At 36.7% G+C, this 19,617-nt stretch carries 15 protein-coding genes, 1 tRNA gene and 1 pseudogene; 12 read left to right on the top strand and 5 right to left on the bottom strand.

Annotation, left to right across the window (positions count from 1 at the left end; all coding sequences use genetic code 11):
• The first annotated feature begins 385 nt into the window (after positions 1–385).
• The 4 genes from ACFQ39_RS04180 to ACFQ39_RS04195 all read left to right on the top strand — a co-directional run bounded on the left by ACFQ39_RS04180 (position 386) and on the right by ACFQ39_RS04195 (position 7,761).
• Positions 386–3,085, top strand: coding sequence for a LuxR C-terminal-related transcriptional regulator (locus ACFQ39_RS04180; RefSeq protein WP_377176729.1), 2,700 nt, complete (start codon positions 386–388; stop codon positions 3,083–3,085).
• 602 nt (positions 3,086–3,687) lie between these two features.
• Entirely contained in the window at positions 3,688–4,779 is a 1,092-nt protein-coding gene (locus tag ACFQ39_RS04185; protein ID WP_377176730.1) for a metal-dependent hydrolase family protein, read from the top strand.
• A 38-nt stretch (positions 4,780–4,817) separates the two neighbouring features.
• A complete protein-coding gene (locus tag ACFQ39_RS04190) occupies positions 4,818–6,419 on the top strand; it encodes an amidohydrolase family protein (RefSeq protein WP_377176731.1) in 1,602 nt (533 codons plus the stop codon).
• Between the two features lie 16 nt (positions 6,420–6,435).
• Positions 6,436–7,761, top strand: coding sequence for a DcaP family trimeric outer membrane transporter (locus ACFQ39_RS04195; protein ID WP_377176732.1), 1,326 nt, complete (start codon positions 6,436–6,438; stop codon positions 7,759–7,761).
• Positions 7,762–7,927: 166 nt separating this feature from the next.
• Here the strand turns inward: ACFQ39_RS04195 and ACFQ39_RS04200 are convergent.
• Positions 7,928–8,011, bottom strand: a tRNA-Leu gene (locus tag ACFQ39_RS04200).
• Positions 8,012–8,235: 224 nt separating this feature from the next.
• Between ACFQ39_RS04200 and ACFQ39_RS04205 the strand changes: the two genes are divergently transcribed.
• From ACFQ39_RS04205 to pth, 3 genes are all read left to right on the top strand, one after another.
• The gene (locus ACFQ39_RS04205; RefSeq protein ID WP_377176733.1) at positions 8,236–9,177 is read left to right on the top strand and encodes a ribose-phosphate pyrophosphokinase; all 942 of its coding nucleotides are present in this window, start codon (positions 8,236–8,238) and stop codon (positions 9,175–9,177) included.
• Positions 9,178–9,191: 14 nt separating this feature from the next.
• Entirely contained in the window at positions 9,192–9,809 is a 618-nt protein-coding gene (locus ACFQ39_RS04210; protein ID WP_377176734.1) for a 50S ribosomal protein L25/general stress protein Ctc, read from the top strand.
• Positions 9,810–9,889: 80 nt separating this feature from the next.
• Positions 9,890–10,456: an aminoacyl-tRNA hydrolase gene (pth, locus tag ACFQ39_RS04215; RefSeq protein ID WP_377176735.1), complete on the top strand. Its 567-nt coding sequence runs from the start codon at positions 9,890–9,892 to the stop codon at positions 10,454–10,456.
• Between the two features lie 64 nt (positions 10,457–10,520).
• Here the strand turns inward: pth and ACFQ39_RS04220 are convergent.
• From ACFQ39_RS04220 to ACFQ39_RS04235, 4 genes and pseudogenes are all read right to left on the bottom strand, one after another.
• Positions 10,521–10,724: pseudogene (locus tag ACFQ39_RS04220) on the bottom strand (toxin-antitoxin system YwqK family antitoxin); the annotation flags it as partial.
• A gap of 121 nt (positions 10,725–10,845) precedes the next feature.
• On the bottom strand, positions 10,846–12,699 hold the full coding sequence (glmS, locus tag ACFQ39_RS04225) for a glutamine--fructose-6-phosphate transaminase (isomerizing) (RefSeq protein ID WP_377176736.1): 1,854 nt from the start codon (positions 12,697–12,699) through the stop codon (positions 10,846–10,848).
• A 46-nt stretch (positions 12,700–12,745) separates the two neighbouring features.
• Positions 12,746–14,356 carry a DUF4270 domain-containing protein gene (locus ACFQ39_RS04230; RefSeq protein WP_377176737.1) on the bottom strand — a complete coding sequence of 537 codons (1,611 nt, stop codon included), beginning with the start codon at positions 14,354–14,356 and terminating at the stop codon, positions 12,746–12,748.
• Positions 14,357–14,379: 23 nt separating this feature from the next.
• Positions 14,380–15,192 carry a glycogen/starch synthase gene (locus ACFQ39_RS04235; RefSeq protein ID WP_377176738.1) on the bottom strand — a complete coding sequence of 271 codons (813 nt, stop codon included), beginning with the start codon at positions 15,190–15,192 and terminating at the stop codon, positions 14,380–14,382.
• Positions 15,193–15,291: 99 nt separating this feature from the next.
• Between ACFQ39_RS04235 and panC the strand changes: the two genes are divergently transcribed.
• Genes panC through ACFQ39_RS04260 form a run of 5 tightly spaced genes read left to right on the top strand, consistent with a single transcriptional unit; the run spans position 15,292 to position 19,612 of the window.
• Positions 15,292–16,131, top strand: a complete 840-nt coding sequence (panC, locus tag ACFQ39_RS04240; RefSeq protein WP_377176739.1) for a pantoate--beta-alanine ligase — start codon at positions 15,292–15,294, stop codon at positions 16,129–16,131.
• 28 nt (positions 16,132–16,159) lie between these two features.
• On the top strand, positions 16,160–16,510 hold the full coding sequence (gene panD / locus ACFQ39_RS04245; protein WP_377176740.1) for an aspartate 1-decarboxylase: 351 nt from the start codon (positions 16,160–16,162) through the stop codon (positions 16,508–16,510).
• Positions 16,511–16,514: 4 nt separating this feature from the next.
• Positions 16,515–17,489 (top strand): lysylphosphatidylglycerol synthase transmembrane domain-containing protein, encoded by a 975-nt coding sequence (locus ACFQ39_RS04250; protein ID WP_377176741.1) that lies wholly within the window; start codon positions 16,515–16,517, stop codon positions 17,487–17,489.
• A 3-nt stretch (positions 17,490–17,492) separates the two neighbouring features.
• Entirely contained in the window at positions 17,493–18,401 is a 909-nt protein-coding gene (locus ACFQ39_RS04255; protein WP_377176742.1) for a GYDIA family GHMP kinase, read from the top strand.
• On the top strand, positions 18,398–19,612 hold the full coding sequence (locus ACFQ39_RS04260; protein ID WP_377176743.1) for a BaiN/RdsA family NAD(P)/FAD-dependent oxidoreductase: 1,215 nt from the start codon (positions 18,398–18,400) through the stop codon (positions 19,610–19,612). The genes ACFQ39_RS04255 and ACFQ39_RS04260 overlap by 4 nt, the downstream gene beginning before the upstream one ends.
• Positions 19,613–19,617: the final 5 nt, after the last annotated feature.

Genomic DNA, 19,617 nt, shown 5'->3' on the forward strand with positions numbered 1-19,617 from the left:
ATTTGAGAGATGTATGATAGAGTAATTAAGGATGGTATCTCGGTTGAAACAGATCTTACTCATTGTTGAGATAATCTTAAAAATCGTGTAAATTAAATAGAATTGTTATAATTGAAAATTTGCTCTAAAAAAACAAACCATAGGCAGTTAGCAGGCCAATTTGCTATTTTTTATATGCCTAGTATTTGATTTCTTCAATGATTACGTTCATCCCTAATAGTTTTCTGGAAGGATATACCTAAATAATTTGTATTTTCGAAAACCAGTAAACTTATATAGGATGTCATTAATCACTTCAGAATCCCTTTGAGGAAAATATTGTTTTAGGAAGATGGCAACTCCATTACATGAATTATTCTAAGTTATTTCTTAAAATTCATCAAAATTGATTCAGAGAACAAGACTCGTTAAACCAAAAATGCACGATGGTTATGTCGAGAGAAAAAGACTGTTTAAATTAATTGGTGACAATTGGCAGCGGCCATTTCACCAAATAGTGGCTCCAGCTGGTTACGGCAAATCATCCTTAATGAGCTTATGGCTTGATCGAATAAACGATTCTTACTCTTGGCTTACCATCGATGATGAATTTAACGATTTAAGGATTTTTCTTTCTTATTTTGGTGAATTTCTAAATAGTAATAAAAAATCATTAGGTTCGGAATTATCCGAAATAGCCAGATCCCATCAACTTCCAGAAATTAGCTTTTTAAAACAAAAAGTGCTTCAGGCCATCAGCCATTCGGAGCCTTCTCATGTTTTTGTTATTGATGACTATCATCTAATTCAAAATGAGGACATTCATTCCTTAATGAATGCCATTATCAAAAACTTTTCTTCAGAGCTCAAGCTTGTCATTCTGTCAAGATCTTATGTCAACCTGAATTTTTACAAAGCAGAGGTGTATGACCAGTTAAATAGTATTGATTTAAACGATTTAAAGTTTTTATCTGGAGAAATTCAGCTTCTTTCTTCAGAGGTGTTTAGAATGCCCGTAGATAATAAGACTGCACAACATATCTATGATGCTACGGAAGGTTGGATTATTCCAATTCGATTGATTTTAAAGGCGTACAATCAAGGAATTGCCCCAATTGAAATGATTGACGGAATGAGATTACAGTCCACAAAAATGACAGATTATCTACTGGAAGAAGTTTTGAATTTTGAAAGCAACGATATCCAAGAGTTAGTGATGGTCGTAAGTCTTCTAGAAAGGTTTAATCTCGAAATTATTTGTTTGATTGTTTCAAGTGATTGTGAAAAAACTCCTAACGAGAAAGCTCTTGTCATGAATCAAATAAAGGAATTCATATCTCGTTCCCTTTTTATCATTACAATGGACCAATCGGGCACCTGGTATCGCTTTCATGAACTCGTCGCTAGGTTTTTAAAAATAAGATCAACACAATTTTTAAGTACTAAGAGGAGAAATGAAATAATCAAAACAATCAGCAATTATTTAGAAAAACAAAAGTTTTTCGAGGAGGCTTTAAGATTGAATTTAAAATACGACAATTATACACCTGCCATTGAAATATTGGTAAGGAATCGAGACCGGTATTTGAACTTTAATCGATTTGACATAATTGAAAAATGGCTTGATATATTCCCTCCTGCAATTGTAGGACAGGAACCCGAACTGCTTTTGATGAAAATGTACTTGTGCGAGCTTTCAAGTGATTTTGATTGTATAAAACTCTATTCTGAACGTCTAAAAAAATTGATTTCGCAATCAAAATATTCTTCAGAATTATCAGATAAATACTGGGCGGAGTATCATTGTCTGACCTCGGTAGTTGCAGTATATCACGGGGCTTTGGATAAGGGTCTGGAAAAAATGACCCTTGCAATGAATTTGGCCACGAGAGATCAAACTTATGTTCTCGGATTTTGTCTCATATTTAAAACCTTGGTTTTAACTTCCTCAGGGAGACAAAGGGAAGCTCGATTATTGCTTAAGAGTAACAGAAATGAAATCAGTCATAAAGACCCTATATTGCTTTCGCAAAATCTCGTTGCTCGTGCTTTTGTTGAATATATGAGTGGCCAATTAAAGGCTCTGAAATATGAAGCATCTGCAATCTTAAAGCTCGCCATCCCAAACAACTATTACGCAATTTTCACAATGGCGAACTATTATGCTGCTATTTCAGATTATTTTCAGAACAAGCTAGAAAAGATTCAAGAATACCTTGACCCGCCCTTGAACCATAAATATAAATCAAGACCAGGCTGGATATTACACATATTTTATCTTAAAGGAATGTATTTGGCAGCCGAATGCAGAGATGATGAGCTGCTCAAGTGTATTGAAGAGATGAAAGAGTATGATCATACTCTCTCTCATCTGGACTTCTCCAATGATATAAGAATTATGCAATGTGAACTCTATATTCTGATGGGAAACATTAAAAAAGCATGGAATATTTCACTAAAAACTGATTTTCAGAAAAAAGGAGTAACACATCGCTATTTCTGTCCGCGTTTGACTCAAATAAAAATATTAATCTTTAAAGGTGGCTCCAAATTCCTCAAAATAGCTGGGAAGCTAATTTTGGAATTTGAGAACGAGTCGAGGATTCCTCAAAGTCAGATTTTAATTTTACAGATCAGGAGTCTCAAAATACTACTCATTGCCAAGCAGGGAGATATTTACGGAGCAATTGATTTACTGAAAACCCTGCTTACTGAGACTAAAAAAGAGAATATAATTAGATTATATAGCGATCTGGGAGAGGAGATGAGAAAATTACTTAATCAAATTAATGATCCTGGTCAATTGGAATCACATCTTTTTCAGATATTAAAGAGTTTTTATGAAAAAGACAATTTTATCAAATTGAAAAAACAAAAGGCACGTAGCCAAGAAATTTTTCAATTTTTCAATTCCCTGTCGGCAGGTGAGCTGAAGGTATTAGAATTGATGTCCCAAGGAATGAGAAATAAGGAGATCGCCGATGACATGCATTACTCCGTTGGAACTGTTAAAACGTATTTGTATAATATTTATAAAAAGATAGAAGTGAACAATAGAACCAATGCGATTTTATTGTATAAGGACTACAAAAATAGTTCAAGTTAGTATCCGTATGGGATTGAGAATTCTACATGACTTACGAACTCTAAATTATTCTCGTATACATTTTTATTTAATCAATCTACTACTTATTTTTCATCCAACTTCTCAAGATCAAATGTTTAATTGAAAGCACACAATTCTTACCATGTGGTTATTGTTGTATCTCTTGAACAAACCTATAATTTATAGTCTTTCCCAATTTTTCAAATAGATTATTTAAAGATATTTATAACGTTTCATTCAGACATATTGACTTTTTTATTGACTTTAGTCAATAAAGTATTCATAAAATATATACCATCTTTATCTTATAATTTATTTACAACATTCTTAATTCACATAATACTCCTTTCATGATGAAAACGAAATCTATTCTGCTATCCTTTGCAGCCATCTGCTTATTCTCTTTTTTTAGCTTCGGTCAATCAGAAGCCCCTAGTCAGATAGTCATAAAAAATGTTCGTGTTTTTGACGGGACCAGTGACAAGCTAACCGGCTCTACGGAGGTTTTTGTTGAAGGCAACAAAATCAAGGCAATTGGACCAAGCGCCGGCAAAGGTGCTTCAGAAAAAGCAACCATAATTGATGGTGGAGGTCGTATATTGATGCCAGGGCTTTCAGATACCCACACGCACATCATGTTTGCTTCGCTCCCACAGGCAGCACTTATGTTTGGTGAGCCCAATTTCAACGTAATCTATGCTACTAAGGATGCTGAAGCTATGCTGATGCGCGGTATAACCACGATAAGAGACTTAAGCGGTAATACCTTTGGCTTGAAAAAGGCCATCGATGAGGGAATGATTCCCGGACCTCGAATTTATCCTTCCGGTGGAATGATCAGTCAGACCGCAGGTCATGGAGACTTTCGAATACCTAATCAGAAACATCCGGCTTATGGCGGAGGATGGCCGGCACTGTATGAGCAGGGCCATGGGTTTTTAGCAGACGGGCCAACTGAGGTCATGAGAGCTGCTCGCGAGAACTTACGAAATGGTGCCTCGCAGATCAAACTGGCGACCGGAGGAGGTTATTCCTCTCCTGCAGACCCACTATTGGGCATTCAGTTTACGCATGAGGAGGTAAAAGCAGCGGTTGATGTAGCTAAAAACTGGGGGACCTATGTGACCATACATTCATATTTTCCAGCATCCATCAACATGGCTATTGATGCTGGTATCAAAGATGTTGCTCACGGTCAGTTGTTGGATAAGCCCACCTTAGAGCGTATGGCCAAGGAAGGAGTGTTTTTAAGCACCCAAGCCTTTACCCTTTGCAGTGAACCACAGAATTCCGATTTTTCAAATCAAAAGTTGGCCATTGTATGTCAGGGCACCAAAAAAATGTACCAATGGGCCTCTGAAATTCCCAATTTAAAAGTAACCTGGGGAACGGATATGTTCTTTGTTCCTGAAGATATATACGCTGGACAAACCAAGCAGCTAGAACGCTTGTTGCCTTGGTTTAAGCCAGTAGAGATTCTTAAAATGGCTACCGGAAATGCAGGTGAATTGTATAAAATGAGCGGACCTCTTATGAACCCCTATCCTGGTGATTTAGGTGTTATTAAGGAAGGCGCATATGCTGATATGTTGTTGGTAGAGGGAAACCCGCTTGAAAATCTTGAAGCGGTGACCAATACTGATAATCTTAAGATCATTATGAAAGATGGTAAGATCTTTAAAAACAAATTATAATCATAATCTAACGGTTAGTTAGATTTTATTCTAGAATCATGATGAACAAAATCATAATACAACGTGTATTTTTTATACTCTTAATTGGACTATCCATGATTGCCTGTCAACAGGCTCAGGAGCAAAGCGCTAAGAACGATAACGAATTCAGAGCTCTTAAAGATGAGACTGAATTTGATCTGGTTATCCTTAATGGCCGGGTAATGGATCCTGAAACCAATTTTGATGGTATACGAAATGTTGGGGTTAAAGATGGGGTGATTGGTCTCATTACTAAAAAAGACATCTCAGGGAAAAGAGTGATAGACGCCAGCGGTCATGTCGTGGCACCGGGGTTTATAGACTATCACTCCCATGCTCAGGAACCTTATGGGCATAAACTTTATGTTCGGGATGGTGTTACTACACCACTAGATTTGGAAGTGGGTGCATTCCCTGTCAATGATTTTTATGAATTCTGGGAAGGAAAAGCTATCGTTAATTATGGTACCAATGTAGCTCATGTTGGGGCAAGATTGGCTTTACTGGATGGCCAGGAACCTGATGGAAGAGTTCTGTACAGTGCTGCAATGGGAAGGGCAATGAACGATGGGTCTCAGTTTAAAACAAAATTATATGATCCAAAGGATGAAAAAGCTATTGTCGATGTAGTTGAAAGGGAAATCAAGCAAGGAGCTATTGGTATTGCATATCCCATTGGCTACTACACAGTAGTTGGCAGCCCTGAAATATATGCCGTATCCGCACTAGCTGGTAAGTACAATTTACCAATAACTACGCATGTGCGTTATCTCTCCCAAATACCACCGAGTGGCTTTATTGGTATTACAGAAATGCTGACCATCGCTAGGGAGAACAATGCGCCATTACTTATTCATCACGTACAGAGCAACTGCCTAGGCTTAACTGGTCCTTGTCTTGATATAATCGATGATGCTCGAGCCAATGGTCAAAAGGTGGTTGGTGAGTTTTATCCATATCAATACGCCGGAACATACGTGGATGCTGATTATAACAGGCCAGGTTTTGAACAACGTATGGGAATTAAAGCTTCAGATTATGTAATTACTGCAACAGGCGAACACCTAACACCAAAAAAACTAGATAGTCTGCGTGTCGCCGCACCCGGAACAAACTTATTGATGTATACCATGAAAGAAGAATACATCATGGAAGCATTTAAAAGGCCAGGGACGATCGTAGGTTCTGATGGCATGCCTTGGATTGTTGAAGGTGATGAATCTGGATTTAATGCAACATTTGATACTCCTTATGGAGCAGGAAACGGTCACGCCCGTGGTGCTGGCACTCATGCACGTATTCTTCGAATGGTACGAGAAACAAAGGCCATAACACTAATGGAGGCTATTTCCAAAATGACCTATGGACCTGCAATCTTTCTCGAGGATCATGTGCCTCAGATGAAGATACGTGGCCGCGTTCAGGAAGGCTCTGCAGCTGATATAACTATTTTCAACCCGGAGACCGTTACTGATAATGCTTCCCCTAAAATTGGTGAAAATTCGCTTCCTTCTACCGGTATTCCGTATGTCATTGTCAATGGTCATGTAGTAGTGGATGGCTCAAAGGTTCAAAATGTACCCGCTGGAGTAGCTATTCGAAATAAAACATTTTTATAAACTATTTTTAAGAAATATGAACTTATTGAAAACATTCTCTCTTAAATTAGTTCTAGCATTGTTCTTGATTCTCTCCTCCCTTGTTGTAATCGGACAGAATACAAAGGATATAGATTCTAGTTTCTCAACGGATACAATCGCTCCTGGTATCCAGGGTTCGATTAACCCATTAACCGATAATACACCCATTCTGTCGGGAGAAGAATTAATCGATGATTCATTTCCTAATTCTCTTCCAATTTTTGGATCCAATGTAAGAATGAAAATAGGTGGTTACGTAAAAGCCGATTTTATTCATGACTTCGATTATGTTGGAGACCGTTGGGAATTTGAACTGGGAAGCATAGCCGTTGAAGGAAGTCCCGAAAGAGAATTGGGAGGTATAACTACCTTCCATGTAAAACAGACGAGGATCAACTTTGACTTTAGATCGCAAGCCAAGTGGAAGAATGGAAAGGAGTTCCCTATGCAGGTGTTTGTTGAATTTGACTGGTTCTTTGATTCGGATGGATTAAGATTTGTTCCCCGTATGCGTCATGCTTATGGTGTGATCGGTAGATTGTTGATTGGAAGGAGCTGGACAAATTCGGGTGACCTTTCTACGCTACCTGGAACAATAGATTTCTCTAGTGGAGACGCACTCTACGGAGGTAGAGTAACCCAAATTAGATGGCAGGACAAAATCGGAACGAACTTTTCCTATACCGTTGCTCTTGAGGAGACAGGAGGTCAGATTGCAAATCCTGAAAATCTGGATGGCGCCTTCAGGCCGTTATATCCGAATTTGGCAGGAAATATACGTTATGGCTCAACCAATGGTTCCTCATTTCAATTGGGCTTTGACCTCTTTGCATTGAGTTGGAAAGGCTCCACAACCACACCCGATGTTACCAGGGCGGGCTATGCAATCACAGGAACAGGAAGATATGCCTTCAAGGTTGCTCACTTCACGGACTCATTTATGTACGGAGGTGGATTTGGTCAGGGGCAGGGTCATCGCATTATAGCCTTTTCCTGGGACGGAAAAGCATCCGGAATAATTACTGAAGAAGGTGGAATGGACCTTAATCCTTCATGGTTTGTATTTGCTGGATACAATCATTACTGGAACAAAAGTTTCAATTCAACCATTTCGACGCATTGGGCTGGAACTGATCTGTCTGTAAATCATTCGGATGATACCATTAAAAAGGCAGGTTCTTTTCATGCAAATCTAATCTGGTTCCCTTATCCAAGGATATCGACTGGAATTGAATATATGTGGGGATTACGAGAAAATAAAATCGGAATCAAAGGAACGGCATCTCGTATCCAGTTTATGGCCAAATTTAAGTTTAACTAAAAAACTGTCAACACATAAATATTTCAAAAATGTTCAAAAAATCACAAAATGATTAAGTCAAATTTTAGAGGTTTTTAATCGACCACGGGATTTTTGGTCAAGGGTGATTGAAAAAAAAGAAAAAAGCTTAACAGTTTATCATTAATCTGTTAAGCTTTTAACATTGTACCTTGGGTGGGAATCGAACCCACACGATATTGCTATCACTGGATTTTGAATCCAGCGCGTCTACCAATTCCGCCACCAAGGCAAAAATTGCGTGGGCAAATATAGCAATAAATCGCTATTTGCAAATAAAAATGGTTCAATTTATGCGATAATTAAAAAAGCCCGAAAAAATCCGTTCTATGATTCCGCCAAATACATCAGATTTGAACTTTTACCCGATGAAGCATAGGTCCTTTTGAAATATTTTGCGTATTTTTGCTTGCTACTAGCATAATAACTCAACACACTAAATATCAGCAACTTATAATGAAACTTAAACTTCCTGATCCAAAAATTTTTGCCTGTTCTCAAAGCGTCACCTTAGCACAAGATATTGCCAATTCTTATGGTTTAGAATTGGGAAAAATGCAAAAAAATGTTTTTAGTGACGGTGAATACCAAATTTCTTTTGAAGAAACAATTCGCGGTAGAAGAATATTTTTAATTGGTTCCACTTTTCCACCAACAGATAACTTGATGGAATTACTATTGATGATCGATGCTGCAAAACGTGCTTCGGCCAGACATATTACAGCTGTCATGCCTTATTATGGCTGGGCTCGTCAAGACAGAAAAGACAAACCTCGTGTTCCTATAGCAGCAAAGATGGTAGCAAAATTACTGCAAAGCGCAGGGGCCACCAGGGTCATTACCATGGATTTACACGCCGATCAAATTCAAGGTTTTTTCGAAGTACCCGTAGACCATCTTTATGCCTCTACGATTTTAGTCCCTTATGTTAAAAACCTCAATTTAGAAGATATTACAATTGCCTCTCCAGATATGGGAGGATCAAAAAGAGCTTATGCCTATTCAAAATTTTTGAATAGTGAAGTTGTGATCTGCTACAAGGAGCGAAAAAAGGCCAATGTGATTGAGCATATGGAACTCATTGGAGAAGTAGAAGGAAGAAATGTAATCATCGTGGATGATATGGTAGACACTGCCGGAACATTAACAAAAGCGGCCGAACTGATGATGGAACGCGGCGCAAAGAGTGTTAGAGCATTGGCAACGCATGGAATTTTATCAGGAAAAGCGATAGAAAGAATAGAACAGTCTCATTTAGAGGAACTTATAATTACAGATTCTATTCCATTAAAACGAACAACTTCTAAAATAAAAGTTGTAACTTGCGCCCCTTTATTTGCAGATGTGATGCATAGAGTTCAAAACAATAAATCCATCGGCGATCAATTTTTAATTTAAATAAATTTTACACAATGAAATCAATTACGATCAAAGGATCTAAAAGAGAAAGCGTGGGTAAGTCATCGACTAAAGCCTTACGTAATGCTGGAAAGGTTCCTTGCGTGTTATACGGAGGAGAACAACCATTGCACTTTGCAGCAGACGAAATCGAGTTTAAAAACTTGGTGTACACTCCAAACGTTTACACTGCCTTGATTGAGCTAGAAAGCGGAGAAAAATTGAATGCTGTTTTACAGGACATTCAATTTCACCCTGTTTCTGACAAAATTTTACATGTAGACTTCTATCAGTTGTTTAGCGATAAAGAAGTGACCATGAATATTCCTGTTAGACTAGATGGTGTATCACCAGGGGTTAGAAACGGTGGAGTTTTAAGGTTCCCTAATAGAACTTTAAAAGTAAAGGCTTTGCCTGATAACCTACCAGATTTTATCACTGTTGATATTTCTAAACTTAAAATCGGTGATAAAGTTTTTGTAACTGCCGCTCAAAATGATGCATACACAATCTTACATCCAGACAATACAGTCATTGCACAAGTTAGAATGTCTCGTGCAGTTGTTGTTGCTGATGAAGAAGAAGAGGAAGAAGAAGCTGCTGCAGAGACACCTGAAGCATCAAATGAATAATCTTATTTAAGCATAAATAAAAAAAGCTTTTCGAATTCGGAAAGCTTTTTTTATATCTTGACATTTGAAAGAATAAGACAATGAAAAAATTCTTGATTATAGGTCTTGGGAATATTGGAAGCGAATACCAAAATACCCGTCATAACATCGGTTTTAAAGCATTAGATGATTTGGCTTCCAAAAATGACCTCAATTTTGAAACAAAAAAACTAGGTGATCTCACCGAACTTAAAATAAAAGGCAGAACATTTATCTTGCTAAAACCCAATACTTATATGAATCTTAGCGGAAAAGCTATAAAGTATTGGATGGAAAAAGAAAATATTCCAATTGAAAATATTTTGGTGATTACAGACGATCTCAATCTGCCTTTTGGGTCGATCAGAATAAAAACAAAAGGAAGTGCTGGAGGGCATAACGGGCTCCAAAACATTCAGGATGTTCTTGAAACTACAAATTACAATCGACTGCGTTTCGGTATTGGAGATGAATTCCATAAAGGAAGTCAGGTAAATTATGTTCTAGGCCAATGGACAGAAGATGAAAATAAGCTTTTACCAGAAAGAATTGAAAAAATTCAAGAAGCGATCCGCTCTTTTGGTCTTGCGGGTATAAATACAACGATGAACGAGTATAATAATAAATAGGATTTAATTTAAAAATAAAAAAGCCCTAGTCTTTTACCAGGGCTTTTACTTTTTGTATAGTGAATTAAACGATTTCTCCATTTTTAAATACTCCTTTATACTCTAGAGTTCCGTCTTCCGTATTTTGTTCAAACGGTCCTTCTTCCACTCCATCGACAAAAGTACATTTTAGACTTACAACTCCATTGTCAAAAAACTCAATAAAATCACCGTGCTTTTTTCCTTTTTTAAAGGTTCCCCTTTGGTATAACTGACCGTTCTCATGATATTACTCAAAACGATCGTCATATTTTCCGTGAACATTATAATCTTTGTAACTCATTTTTTAAGGTTTTAGTTTCTATCTGTTTATCACAAAGTTAACCAAAAGTCTCACAAAAAAAAGTCTATTATTCCACCGTAACAGATTTAGCCAAATTTCTCGGTTGATCTACATTACAACCTCTCATTACCGCAATATGATAAGAAAGTAACTGCAAGGGTATTGTGGTTAATAAAGGTGAAAAAGCTTCTTCCACATAAGGAATTTCAATGACATGATCGGCCAAATTTTTTACTACATGGTCTCCTTCAGTAACAATCGCAATAATCTTTCCTTTTCTAGATTTGATTTCCTGGATATTACTTACGATCTTTTCGTAATGCTCAGAATCTGTTGCAATTACGATAACCGGCATATTTTCATCGATCAATGCAATAGGACCGTGTTTCATTTCCGCTGCCGGATAACCCTCTGCATGGATATAAGAAATCTCCTTTAATTTGAGTGCTCCTTCCAGCGCAACCGGAAAGTTGAATCCTCTACCTAAGTAGAGACAGTTAGGTACATGCTGATAGATTTCTGCAATTTCTTTTACTTTTTCATCTACCTTTAATAAACGCTCTATTTTTGCAGGAATCAACTCAATTTCTTGAAGGTATAAACGATATTTTGAACTGCTCATCGTTCCTTTAGCCCTAGCCAAACGCAAAGCCATTAAAGCCAAAACTGTAATCTGTGTTGTAAACGCTTTTGTAGAAGCTACTCCTATTTCCGGACCAGCATGGGTATAAGCACCTGCATCAGTTTCTCTCGCAATAGAGGAACCTACCACATTACATACACCAAAGACAAATGCCCCTTTAGATTTAGCTAATTTAATTGCCGCCAAGGTATCAGCCGTTTCACCAGATTGAGAAATAGCGATAAGCACATCCTTTTCAGAAATAACCGGATTTCTGTATCTAAATTCTGAAGCGTATTCTACCTCAACCGGTATTCTAGCAAATTCTTCAAAAATATATTCTGCCACTAGCCCAGCATGCCATGAAGTTCCGCAAGCTGCGATAATAATTCTGTCAGCATTGAGGAGTTTTTTCATATTATCCTCAACCCCTGACATTTTAATAATACCTTCTGAACGCAGCAATCGCCCTCTAAACGTATCTATAATTGCCCTTGGCTGCTCGTGAATTTCCTTCAACATAAAATGGTCGTAACCACCTTTTTCAATTTGCTCTAGGTTGAGTTTTAACTCGTGTATCTGAGGATCAACGAATGAATCATCTTTTATTTTTCTTACATGAACTTTTCTGCCCTTTTTTATAATGGCCATCTCCTCATCTTCTAAATAAATGGCATCTTTTGTATATTCTATAAAGGGGGATGCATCAGATGCGACAAAATATTCTTGAAATTCTTTGCCAACACCAATGGCTATTGGGCTACCTAGCCTGGCAACTACCATTTCATCTGGTTTATTCCTATCAAAAACAGCAATCGCATAAGCTCCCACCACCTGGTTCAAAGCGATTTGAACAGCCTGACCTAATTTTACTTTGTTTTTCTTTTTTATCTCTTCAATTAGATTGACGAGTACTTCAGTATCCGTATCGCTTTTAAAGACATAACCTCTTGTTTGAAGTTCCTTTTTAATGGAATCATAATTTTCTATAATTCCATTATGCACAATCACCAATTCACCTGAAGCGGAAATGTGAGGATGCGAATTAACATCATTTGGCACACCATGAGTAGCCCAACGTGTATGACCAATACCTATGTTCCCATCAGCAATAATTTGCTCTGCAACTCTTTCTTCTAAGTCCGAAACTTTTCCTTTTGTCTTTGCTACATTAATATTTGTTCCATCAAAAAGCATTACTCCGGCACTGTCATAACCTCGGTATTCTAATCTTTTAAGTCCATTGATAATAATTGGATAGGCATTTCGGTAGCCTATATAGCCAGTAATTCCACACACGATTTTTGAGATTTTAGTTTGTTAAATGTTTGTGGTAAAGATAACCCTATTTTGAATAAAATATTTCGAGTTTAAGTCGTTTATCACTTAATTGGGGTAAGTTACCATTTAAAGTTACTCCTTTTGGAATCCAGCTATAATCTGCAACAAGTGTGTCTAAATTAGTAAATGGATCATCCGTTCTATGGTAAGTTTTCAGTGCTAACTTGGCATCAGAATATCCCGATTCACTTAAAATTCTACTCACAAATCGTGTAATTCTAAATTTATATTTTTCAGGATTTCCATCAGAATCATAGCTTAGACTTCCATCAAAAACATCAAATCCATCCAAACGCAAATCACGTAAAACACTATTTTCAGTATAATTATACAAAAACAACCTGGATGGTAGCTTTCCTGACTGTTTTATATCATCGACATAAAATGTAAGGTTAGCTTCGTTAATCAACAGACCTTGGCTTCTGAGATCTTCTAAACTTTCTTCAGTAAATAACTGAATAATGGCCTCCGAACCCGCAGCGCCTTGAACATATAATGTTGATTCTCCCTCCACTTTATTTGGTGTAGACATAGCCATCCCGGCTGGAGAGCTGCTATAATCTCTTTGGTAAACCCCCGATCTTGCACCACCAATATCGAATTTCATACTGGATTTAGTTTTTACCAAGACATCAGTTTCACCGGTCACTCCGTTATAATTAAGATCTTCGCCCGTTGATTCATCCTTTATTTCTTCAAAAGTGTAATAAATGGTCATTCCACCATTTGTGATCGGAAGATTCATTAAGCTTCCATCCGGACCAATTGATTCAATGTATATTCCTTTAAAATAGCGAACAAAATTCTCAAAATTGTCGAAAAAGGGTGAATCATCTTGATCTACAAATCTCGTTTTGAAAAAATCCTTGTTCAGCTCAAATTTGATGGAAGGATTTGCCGTTTCTGTTTTGATCGTATCAATATCGTTCACCGTAGAAGGGTCTCCGTCTAAATATCTCCTTTCAACATAGAGAACTGTATCATTTCTATTTGGCTTAAATTCACCGTAAAACAATTCATCCAACACCGTATAATCTCTGTTAGAATAATATTTTTTGGGTTGGGTAGGATTTTCTGGATCCAACACATTTAAAAAAGTTCCTAATTCTGAAATCCTGATTTGGTAGGGTAAATCTTTATTTCCATAAATTGAATCTAAGGAAAAACTGGGTGCAACTATTGGATTACCATCTGAATCTTTTATTTCTTCTCCTGTTAACGGATCTTTAGCATATTGAATTGTATCTCTGGTAGAATAATACGGAATGTCCAAAACCACCATATCTATGATCGCATTATCTCCAAAATTTACCCCTAAACTGGGAAGTCTAAATTGTGTAACCAAATTAGATTTTAAATATCCAAAATTTTGATTGTTATTAACCCCAATGAGATAACCCGGCTGACCCAAAACCTCATTATTGTCTACGCGCGAAGAGTCTACATTTATTGTGTAAGCCACCACTTCAAAAACGGTATCTCCCACTTGAAACCTGCCATTATTCACCAAATCAACACCAACATTTTCTATATCCTTCTCACACGAGTAAACACCCAATAAGAATAGTGAAACGACAAGAAAATACAAAGTTCTGGCAATTCTATTTTTAACCATAAAAGTTGAGCAATTGAATCTAATTATTTTGATATGGTGTTGAGGTAAAAGCCTGAGTAAGCTTCAGGCATATTTTCAGGCGCTTGAAAGTCAAGAACTGGTACATCCAAACTTGAAACATATTTTTGTAATTCGTCGTTTAAAGTTTCGCTACCTATAATTACTCCGTCAGAATTATCCATGGCGATTTTTAACATCGCATCAGAACTAATACTTTCCAATTCTTGTAATTTTTCATCACTTAACTGATCGAATTTTATTTTTTCAATCAATTTCTCTTTGTCCAAACCACCTTTAAAAGATTTATTATACACGGAAGTGATGATCTTGCTGTTCGCAAAAAGCGGATCATTCTTGTAAAATTCTTTGATATACAAAGGCACCAATGAAGCTAACCAACCAGAAACATGTACAATGTCTGGTGCCCATTTTAACTTTTTAACCGTTTCCACAATCCCTTTGGCAAAGAAAATAGCCCTTTCGTCATTGTCTGCAAACAATTCATCATCTTCATTCAAATAAACGGCCTTCCTCTTAAAATATTCATCGTTATCTATAAAATAGACCTGCATTCTTTCTTTTGGAATTGATGCTACTTTAATGATCAATGGCATGTCCATATCATTGACAATCAAATTCATCCCAGATAATCTAATCACTTCATGCAACTGATGTCTCCTCTCATTAATTACGCCAAATCTTGGCATAAACATCCTTATTTGGCCGCCTAGTTCTTGCATTGCTTTAGGCACTTCAAAAGCCATTTTCGAAGCCTCGGTTTTAGGTAAATAAGGTATTAATTCAGAAGAAACATAGAGTATTCTCTTGTCTTTCATTCATCGTTCTTTTTGGAATGGGGCAAAATTACGAAAATATATGTAAATTTCGCGCCATTTTTAACAGTAATCCTCGCATTAACATTATTTAACAAGATCATGAAAGTATTTTATACAGTTTCTGAACTCCAATCTTATCTCGCTCAGTATAAACAGAATAATTCGATTGGCTTTGTTCCTACAATGGGTGCATTACATGCGGGGCATATTTCTCTGATCAAAAGGGCAAAACTGGAAAATGATCTGAATGTGGCAAGTATTTTTGTTAATCCTACACAGTTCGATAAAGAGGATGACTTGGCAAAGTACCCCAAAACACTTGATTCTGATCTCAATAAATTACAAGGAAATTGCGACATCATATTTGTGCCAGAGGTAACTGAGGTTTATCCCAAATTGGTGACATCACAAATATTTAACTTTGATGGTCTAGACAAAACCATGGAAGGAGCCTTTAGAAAAGGACACTTCGATGGGGTAGGAACTGTGGTAAAGCGTTTGTTTGAAATTGTTGAGCCAAACAGAGCTTACTTTGGCGAAAAAGATTTTCAACAATTAACCATCATTAAAAAAATGGTTGAGTTAGAAAATTTACCTGTAGAAATAGTGAATTGTCCAATTGAAAGAGAAAAAGATGGTTTGGCGATGAGCTCAAGAAACCAAAGACTCACAGATGATCAACGAAATGAATCTCCACTGATATACAAAACATTGCAAAAAGCACAGTCAATGTTTGCCGAAAATGACATACCAACCATAAAAAAAATGGTGGAGGATACCTTTAAAAATAATCAAATTCTCGACTTAGAATATTTTGAAATTGCTGATATAGAAACACTCCAGCCTACCCTTCAAAAAATTGAAAATAAAACTTATCGAGCCTTTATTGCAGTCTTTGCAGATGCCGTTAGACTCATAGACAACATCGCTTTAAATTGATTATCTTTGCAGCAAATTTTGACTTAAAATGAACATCGAAGTTGTAAAATCAAAAATACATAGAGTATCGATAACGGGTTCTGAACTGAATTATATAGGAAGTATCACCATCGATGAGGATTTAATGGATGCCTCAAATTTAATTGAAGGCGAAAAAGTTCATATTGTAAATATTAATAATGGTGAACGTTTTGTTACTTATGTAATTACCGGTGAACGCAAAAAGGGAGAGATCATCTTAAACGGACCCGCTGCCAGAAGGGTTGCGAAAGGGGATATTATCATTATTATTTCTTACGCATCCATGCCTTTTGAAGAAGCCAAAAAATTTAAACCAACCATTATTTTTCCGAACGAAATAACCAATTCATTAGACTAATTTCTTGAATATAAAACTCAAAAAAACACTTTTCACCTTATTACCTGTCGCAATAGGGATTGGCTTAATTTTGTTTTCTATATCGAAATTAACTCCGGAAGATAAGCAGGCAATACAATCATCTTTTCAATCTGCCAATTATTCTTGGATTTTTCTTTCATTACTCTTGGCCATATTGAGTCATTTGTCAAGAGCATACCGTTGGCAGTTCTTATTGGCTCCACTAGGTTATAAACCAAGATTTGCCAACAGTGTAATGGCCGTATTAGTGGCTTATTTGGTAAACTTATTGGTGCCAAGAGCAGGAGAAATCGCCAGAGCTACAACCATTTCAAAATATGAAAAAATCCCTTTTGAGAAGGCATTTGGCACCATCGTCTCAGAAAGAATTGCTGATGTCATTATTTTATTAGGTATAACACTATTGGCTTTTATTTTACAAACCGAGCTCATCTCTGCCTATTTATTCAATGAGGGTGGCGAAAGTTCTAATCTCAAATATTATATACTCATTGGTTTGGGTATTTTCGGATTTATATTTTATCGTTTAATTAAACGCTCTTCCAACCCTATCATACAAAAGATCCAAAAGTTTCTGCACGGACTCATTCAAGGTGCTATCAGTATTTTTAGAATGAAGAATAAATGGTCGTTTATTTTCCACACCCTTTTTATCTGGTTGATGTATGTATTGATGTTTTATGTGGTGACTTTCGCTATTCCAGAGACGCAAAACTTGCCTTTTGGCGCCATCATTGTTGGATTTGTCGTTGGAGGAATTAGTATGGCACTAACCAATGGCGGACTAGGAACTTATCCTATTTTTGTGGCAAGTGCCTTGGCCTTATACAAAGTTCCTCTCAATCCCGCTTTAGCATTTGGCTGGATTATGTGGACCGCCCAAACCCTTATGGTGCTGGTTTTTGGCGGATTATCTTTTTTGTTCTTGCCTATTTATAACAGAAATCTCAAAAAATAAACCATGTCCCAGTTTTACAGTCATGGAAAATTATTGATAACCGGTGAATATCTTGTACTTGACGGTGCTGAAGCCCTTGCCGTACCAACCAAATTCGGTCAAGATTTGAGAGTCAAGAAAAATACATCTAATAAAATTCACTGGAAAAGTTTTGACAATAATGGAAAAGTCTGGTTTCAAACAGAACTCGATTCTAATACATTAACTAGTACAATTGTTAAAGAACAAACAGAAATTGAGAATAGACTGATTCAAATCTTGCAAGAAACAAAAAAATTAAACACAAATTTTCTCGTCGACAACTTGGGCTATGATGTAGAAACACATCTAGAATTTGATCGAAACTGGGGATTGGGCACTTCATCTTCCCTCATCAATAACATTGCTTCATGGGCGCAAATTGATCCATTCAAACTTTTAAAGCAGACCATGGGAGGAAGCGGATATGATATTGCCTGCGCCCAAAATGCGCATCCTATTTTGTATAAATTAAGAGATGGTTTACCCGAAATTTCATTAGCTGATTTTACACCTCCCTTTGAAGAAAATTTGTTTTTTGTATTTCTCAATCAAAAACAAAACAGCAGAGAGGGTATCGCTAAGTATCGATCAAATCTCGACATTTCAAAACAAGTATTTTCCGAGATTGATAACATTACCAAAGAACTTATTCTTAGCAAAGAGCTAAAATATTTTGATCAATTATTGGCAGAACACGAAAAGATCATCTCATCCATCATTAAAATCGAGCCTGTACAAAATAAGTTGTTCAAAGACTATTTCGGACAAACCAAAAGTTTGGGTGCTTGGGGTGGAGATTTTATTTTAGCTACAGGAAATGAAAACACCCCAGGTTATTTTAATAGTAAAGGTTTTGAAACGGTAATTCCTTATCGAGAAATGGTTCTATGAAAAAAAATGTAATTATTATTGGAGGAGGAGCAGCCGGCTTTTTTGCCGCTGTAAATATGGCTGAATTCAATCCGTATTTGCAGGTTACCATACTTGAAAAGGGTGGCCGTGTTTTGGAAAAAGTAAAAGTTTCCGGAGGTGGCCGCTGCAATGTAACACACGCTTGTTTTGAACCGAAAGAATTGATTAAGTATTACCCTAGAGGAAAAAAAGAGTTGCTAGGGCCCTTTCATCAATTTATGACTGGTGATACAATGGAATGGTTTGAAAACAGAGGTGTTGAATTAAAAATTGAAGAAGACGGAAGGGTTTTCCCAGTTTCTAATTCCTCCCTATCAATCATTGATTGTTTGGAAAATCACGCTAAACGACTTGGAGTAAACGTTAAATTACATACAAAAGTGGATTCCGTGGAAGCTTTTGGAGAAACATTTCATATCAAAACAGAAAATGAACTTTTTGTTGCTGACAAACTATTAATAGCAACCGGCAGTAATTCTAAAATCTGGGATTTGGCGAATAAGCTTGGTCATACTATCGTAAAACCAGTACCCTCTCTTTTTACATTCAAAATAAATGATTCTTTAATCAAAGATTTACCCGGACTTTCGGTTCCAAAAGCTACAGTTTCTCTACCTGAAAAAAAACTGGAAAGCTCTGGGCCAATATTGATTACCCACTGGGGACTAAGCGGACCGGCAATTTTAAAGCTTTCGGCCATTGCGGCCATTTATTTTGCCGAACAAAACTATCACTTACCTGTTCTTGTTAATTGGCTTTCTGAACCCTATGATCAAATTTTCGAAAATCTACTACAATTGAAACGTAAATTTTCAAAAAGACAAATCGGTTTGAAATCCGTTTTCGAGCAATTACCTAATCGACTTTGGCAGAACTTTATTTCTGCAAGTAACATCAACAGTGAATTGCGCTGGGCAGATGTGAGCAACAAAAGCTTAGAAGTTTTAGCACAAAAAATGACTCGAAGTGAGTTTATGGTGGATGGAAAAACAACTTTTAAAGAAGAATTTGTTACCGCTGGAGGAATTGATTTAAAGGAAATCGACTTTAAACGATTTGAAAGTAAAATTCATCCCAACCTTTTTTTTGCCGGAGAAACTTTGAATATCGATGCAGTGACAGGAGGTTTTAATTTCCAAAATGCATGGACAGGAGGCTACATCGCCGCAAGAGCGATTGCTGAAGTTTAAAAAAT

The organism is Namhaeicola litoreus, assembly GCF_042679565.1.
GTDB lineage: Bacteria > Bacteroidota > Bacteroidia > Flavobacteriales > Flavobacteriaceae > Namhaeicola > Namhaeicola litoreus.

What these genes read in the sequence shown, in the direction of transcription:
- ACFQ39_RS04185 (WP_377176730.1), top strand. Translation starts at nt 3,688, where the DNA reads ATGCCAGGGCTTTCAGATACCCACACGCACATCATGTTTGCTTCGCTC.
- ACFQ39_RS04190 (WP_377176731.1), top strand. Translation starts at nt 4,818, where the DNA reads ATGATGAACAAAATCATAATACAACGTGTATTTTTTATACTCTTAATT.
- ACFQ39_RS04195 (WP_377176732.1), top strand. Translation starts at nt 6,436, where the DNA reads ATGAACTTATTGAAAACATTCTCTCTTAAATTAGTTCTAGCATTGTTC.
- ACFQ39_RS04205 (WP_377176733.1), top strand. Translation starts at nt 8,236, where the DNA reads ATGAAACTTAAACTTCCTGATCCAAAAATTTTTGCCTGTTCTCAAAGC.
- ACFQ39_RS04210 (WP_377176734.1), top strand. Translation starts at nt 9,192, where the DNA reads ATGAAATCAATTACGATCAAAGGATCTAAAAGAGAAAGCGTGGGTAAG.
- pth (WP_377176735.1), top strand. Translation starts at nt 9,890, where the DNA reads ATGAAAAAATTCTTGATTATAGGTCTTGGGAATATTGGAAGCGAATAC.
- ACFQ39_RS04230 (WP_377176737.1), bottom strand. Translation starts at nt 14,356, where the DNA reads ATGGTTAAAAATAGAATTGCCAGAACTTTGTATTTTCTTGTCGTTTCA.
- ACFQ39_RS04235 (WP_377176738.1), bottom strand. Translation starts at nt 15,192, where the DNA reads ATGAAAGACAAGAGAATACTCTATGTTTCTTCTGAATTAATACCTTAT.
- panC (WP_377176739.1), top strand. Translation starts at nt 15,292, where the DNA reads ATGAAAGTATTTTATACAGTTTCTGAACTCCAATCTTATCTCGCTCAG.
- panD (WP_377176740.1), top strand. Translation starts at nt 16,160, where the DNA reads ATGAACATCGAAGTTGTAAAATCAAAAATACATAGAGTATCGATAACG.
- ACFQ39_RS04255 (WP_377176742.1), top strand. Translation starts at nt 17,493, where the DNA reads ATGTCCCAGTTTTACAGTCATGGAAAATTATTGATAACCGGTGAATAT.
- ACFQ39_RS04260 (WP_377176743.1), top strand. Translation starts at nt 18,398, where the DNA reads ATGAAAAAAAATGTAATTATTATTGGAGGAGGAGCAGCCGGCTTTTTT.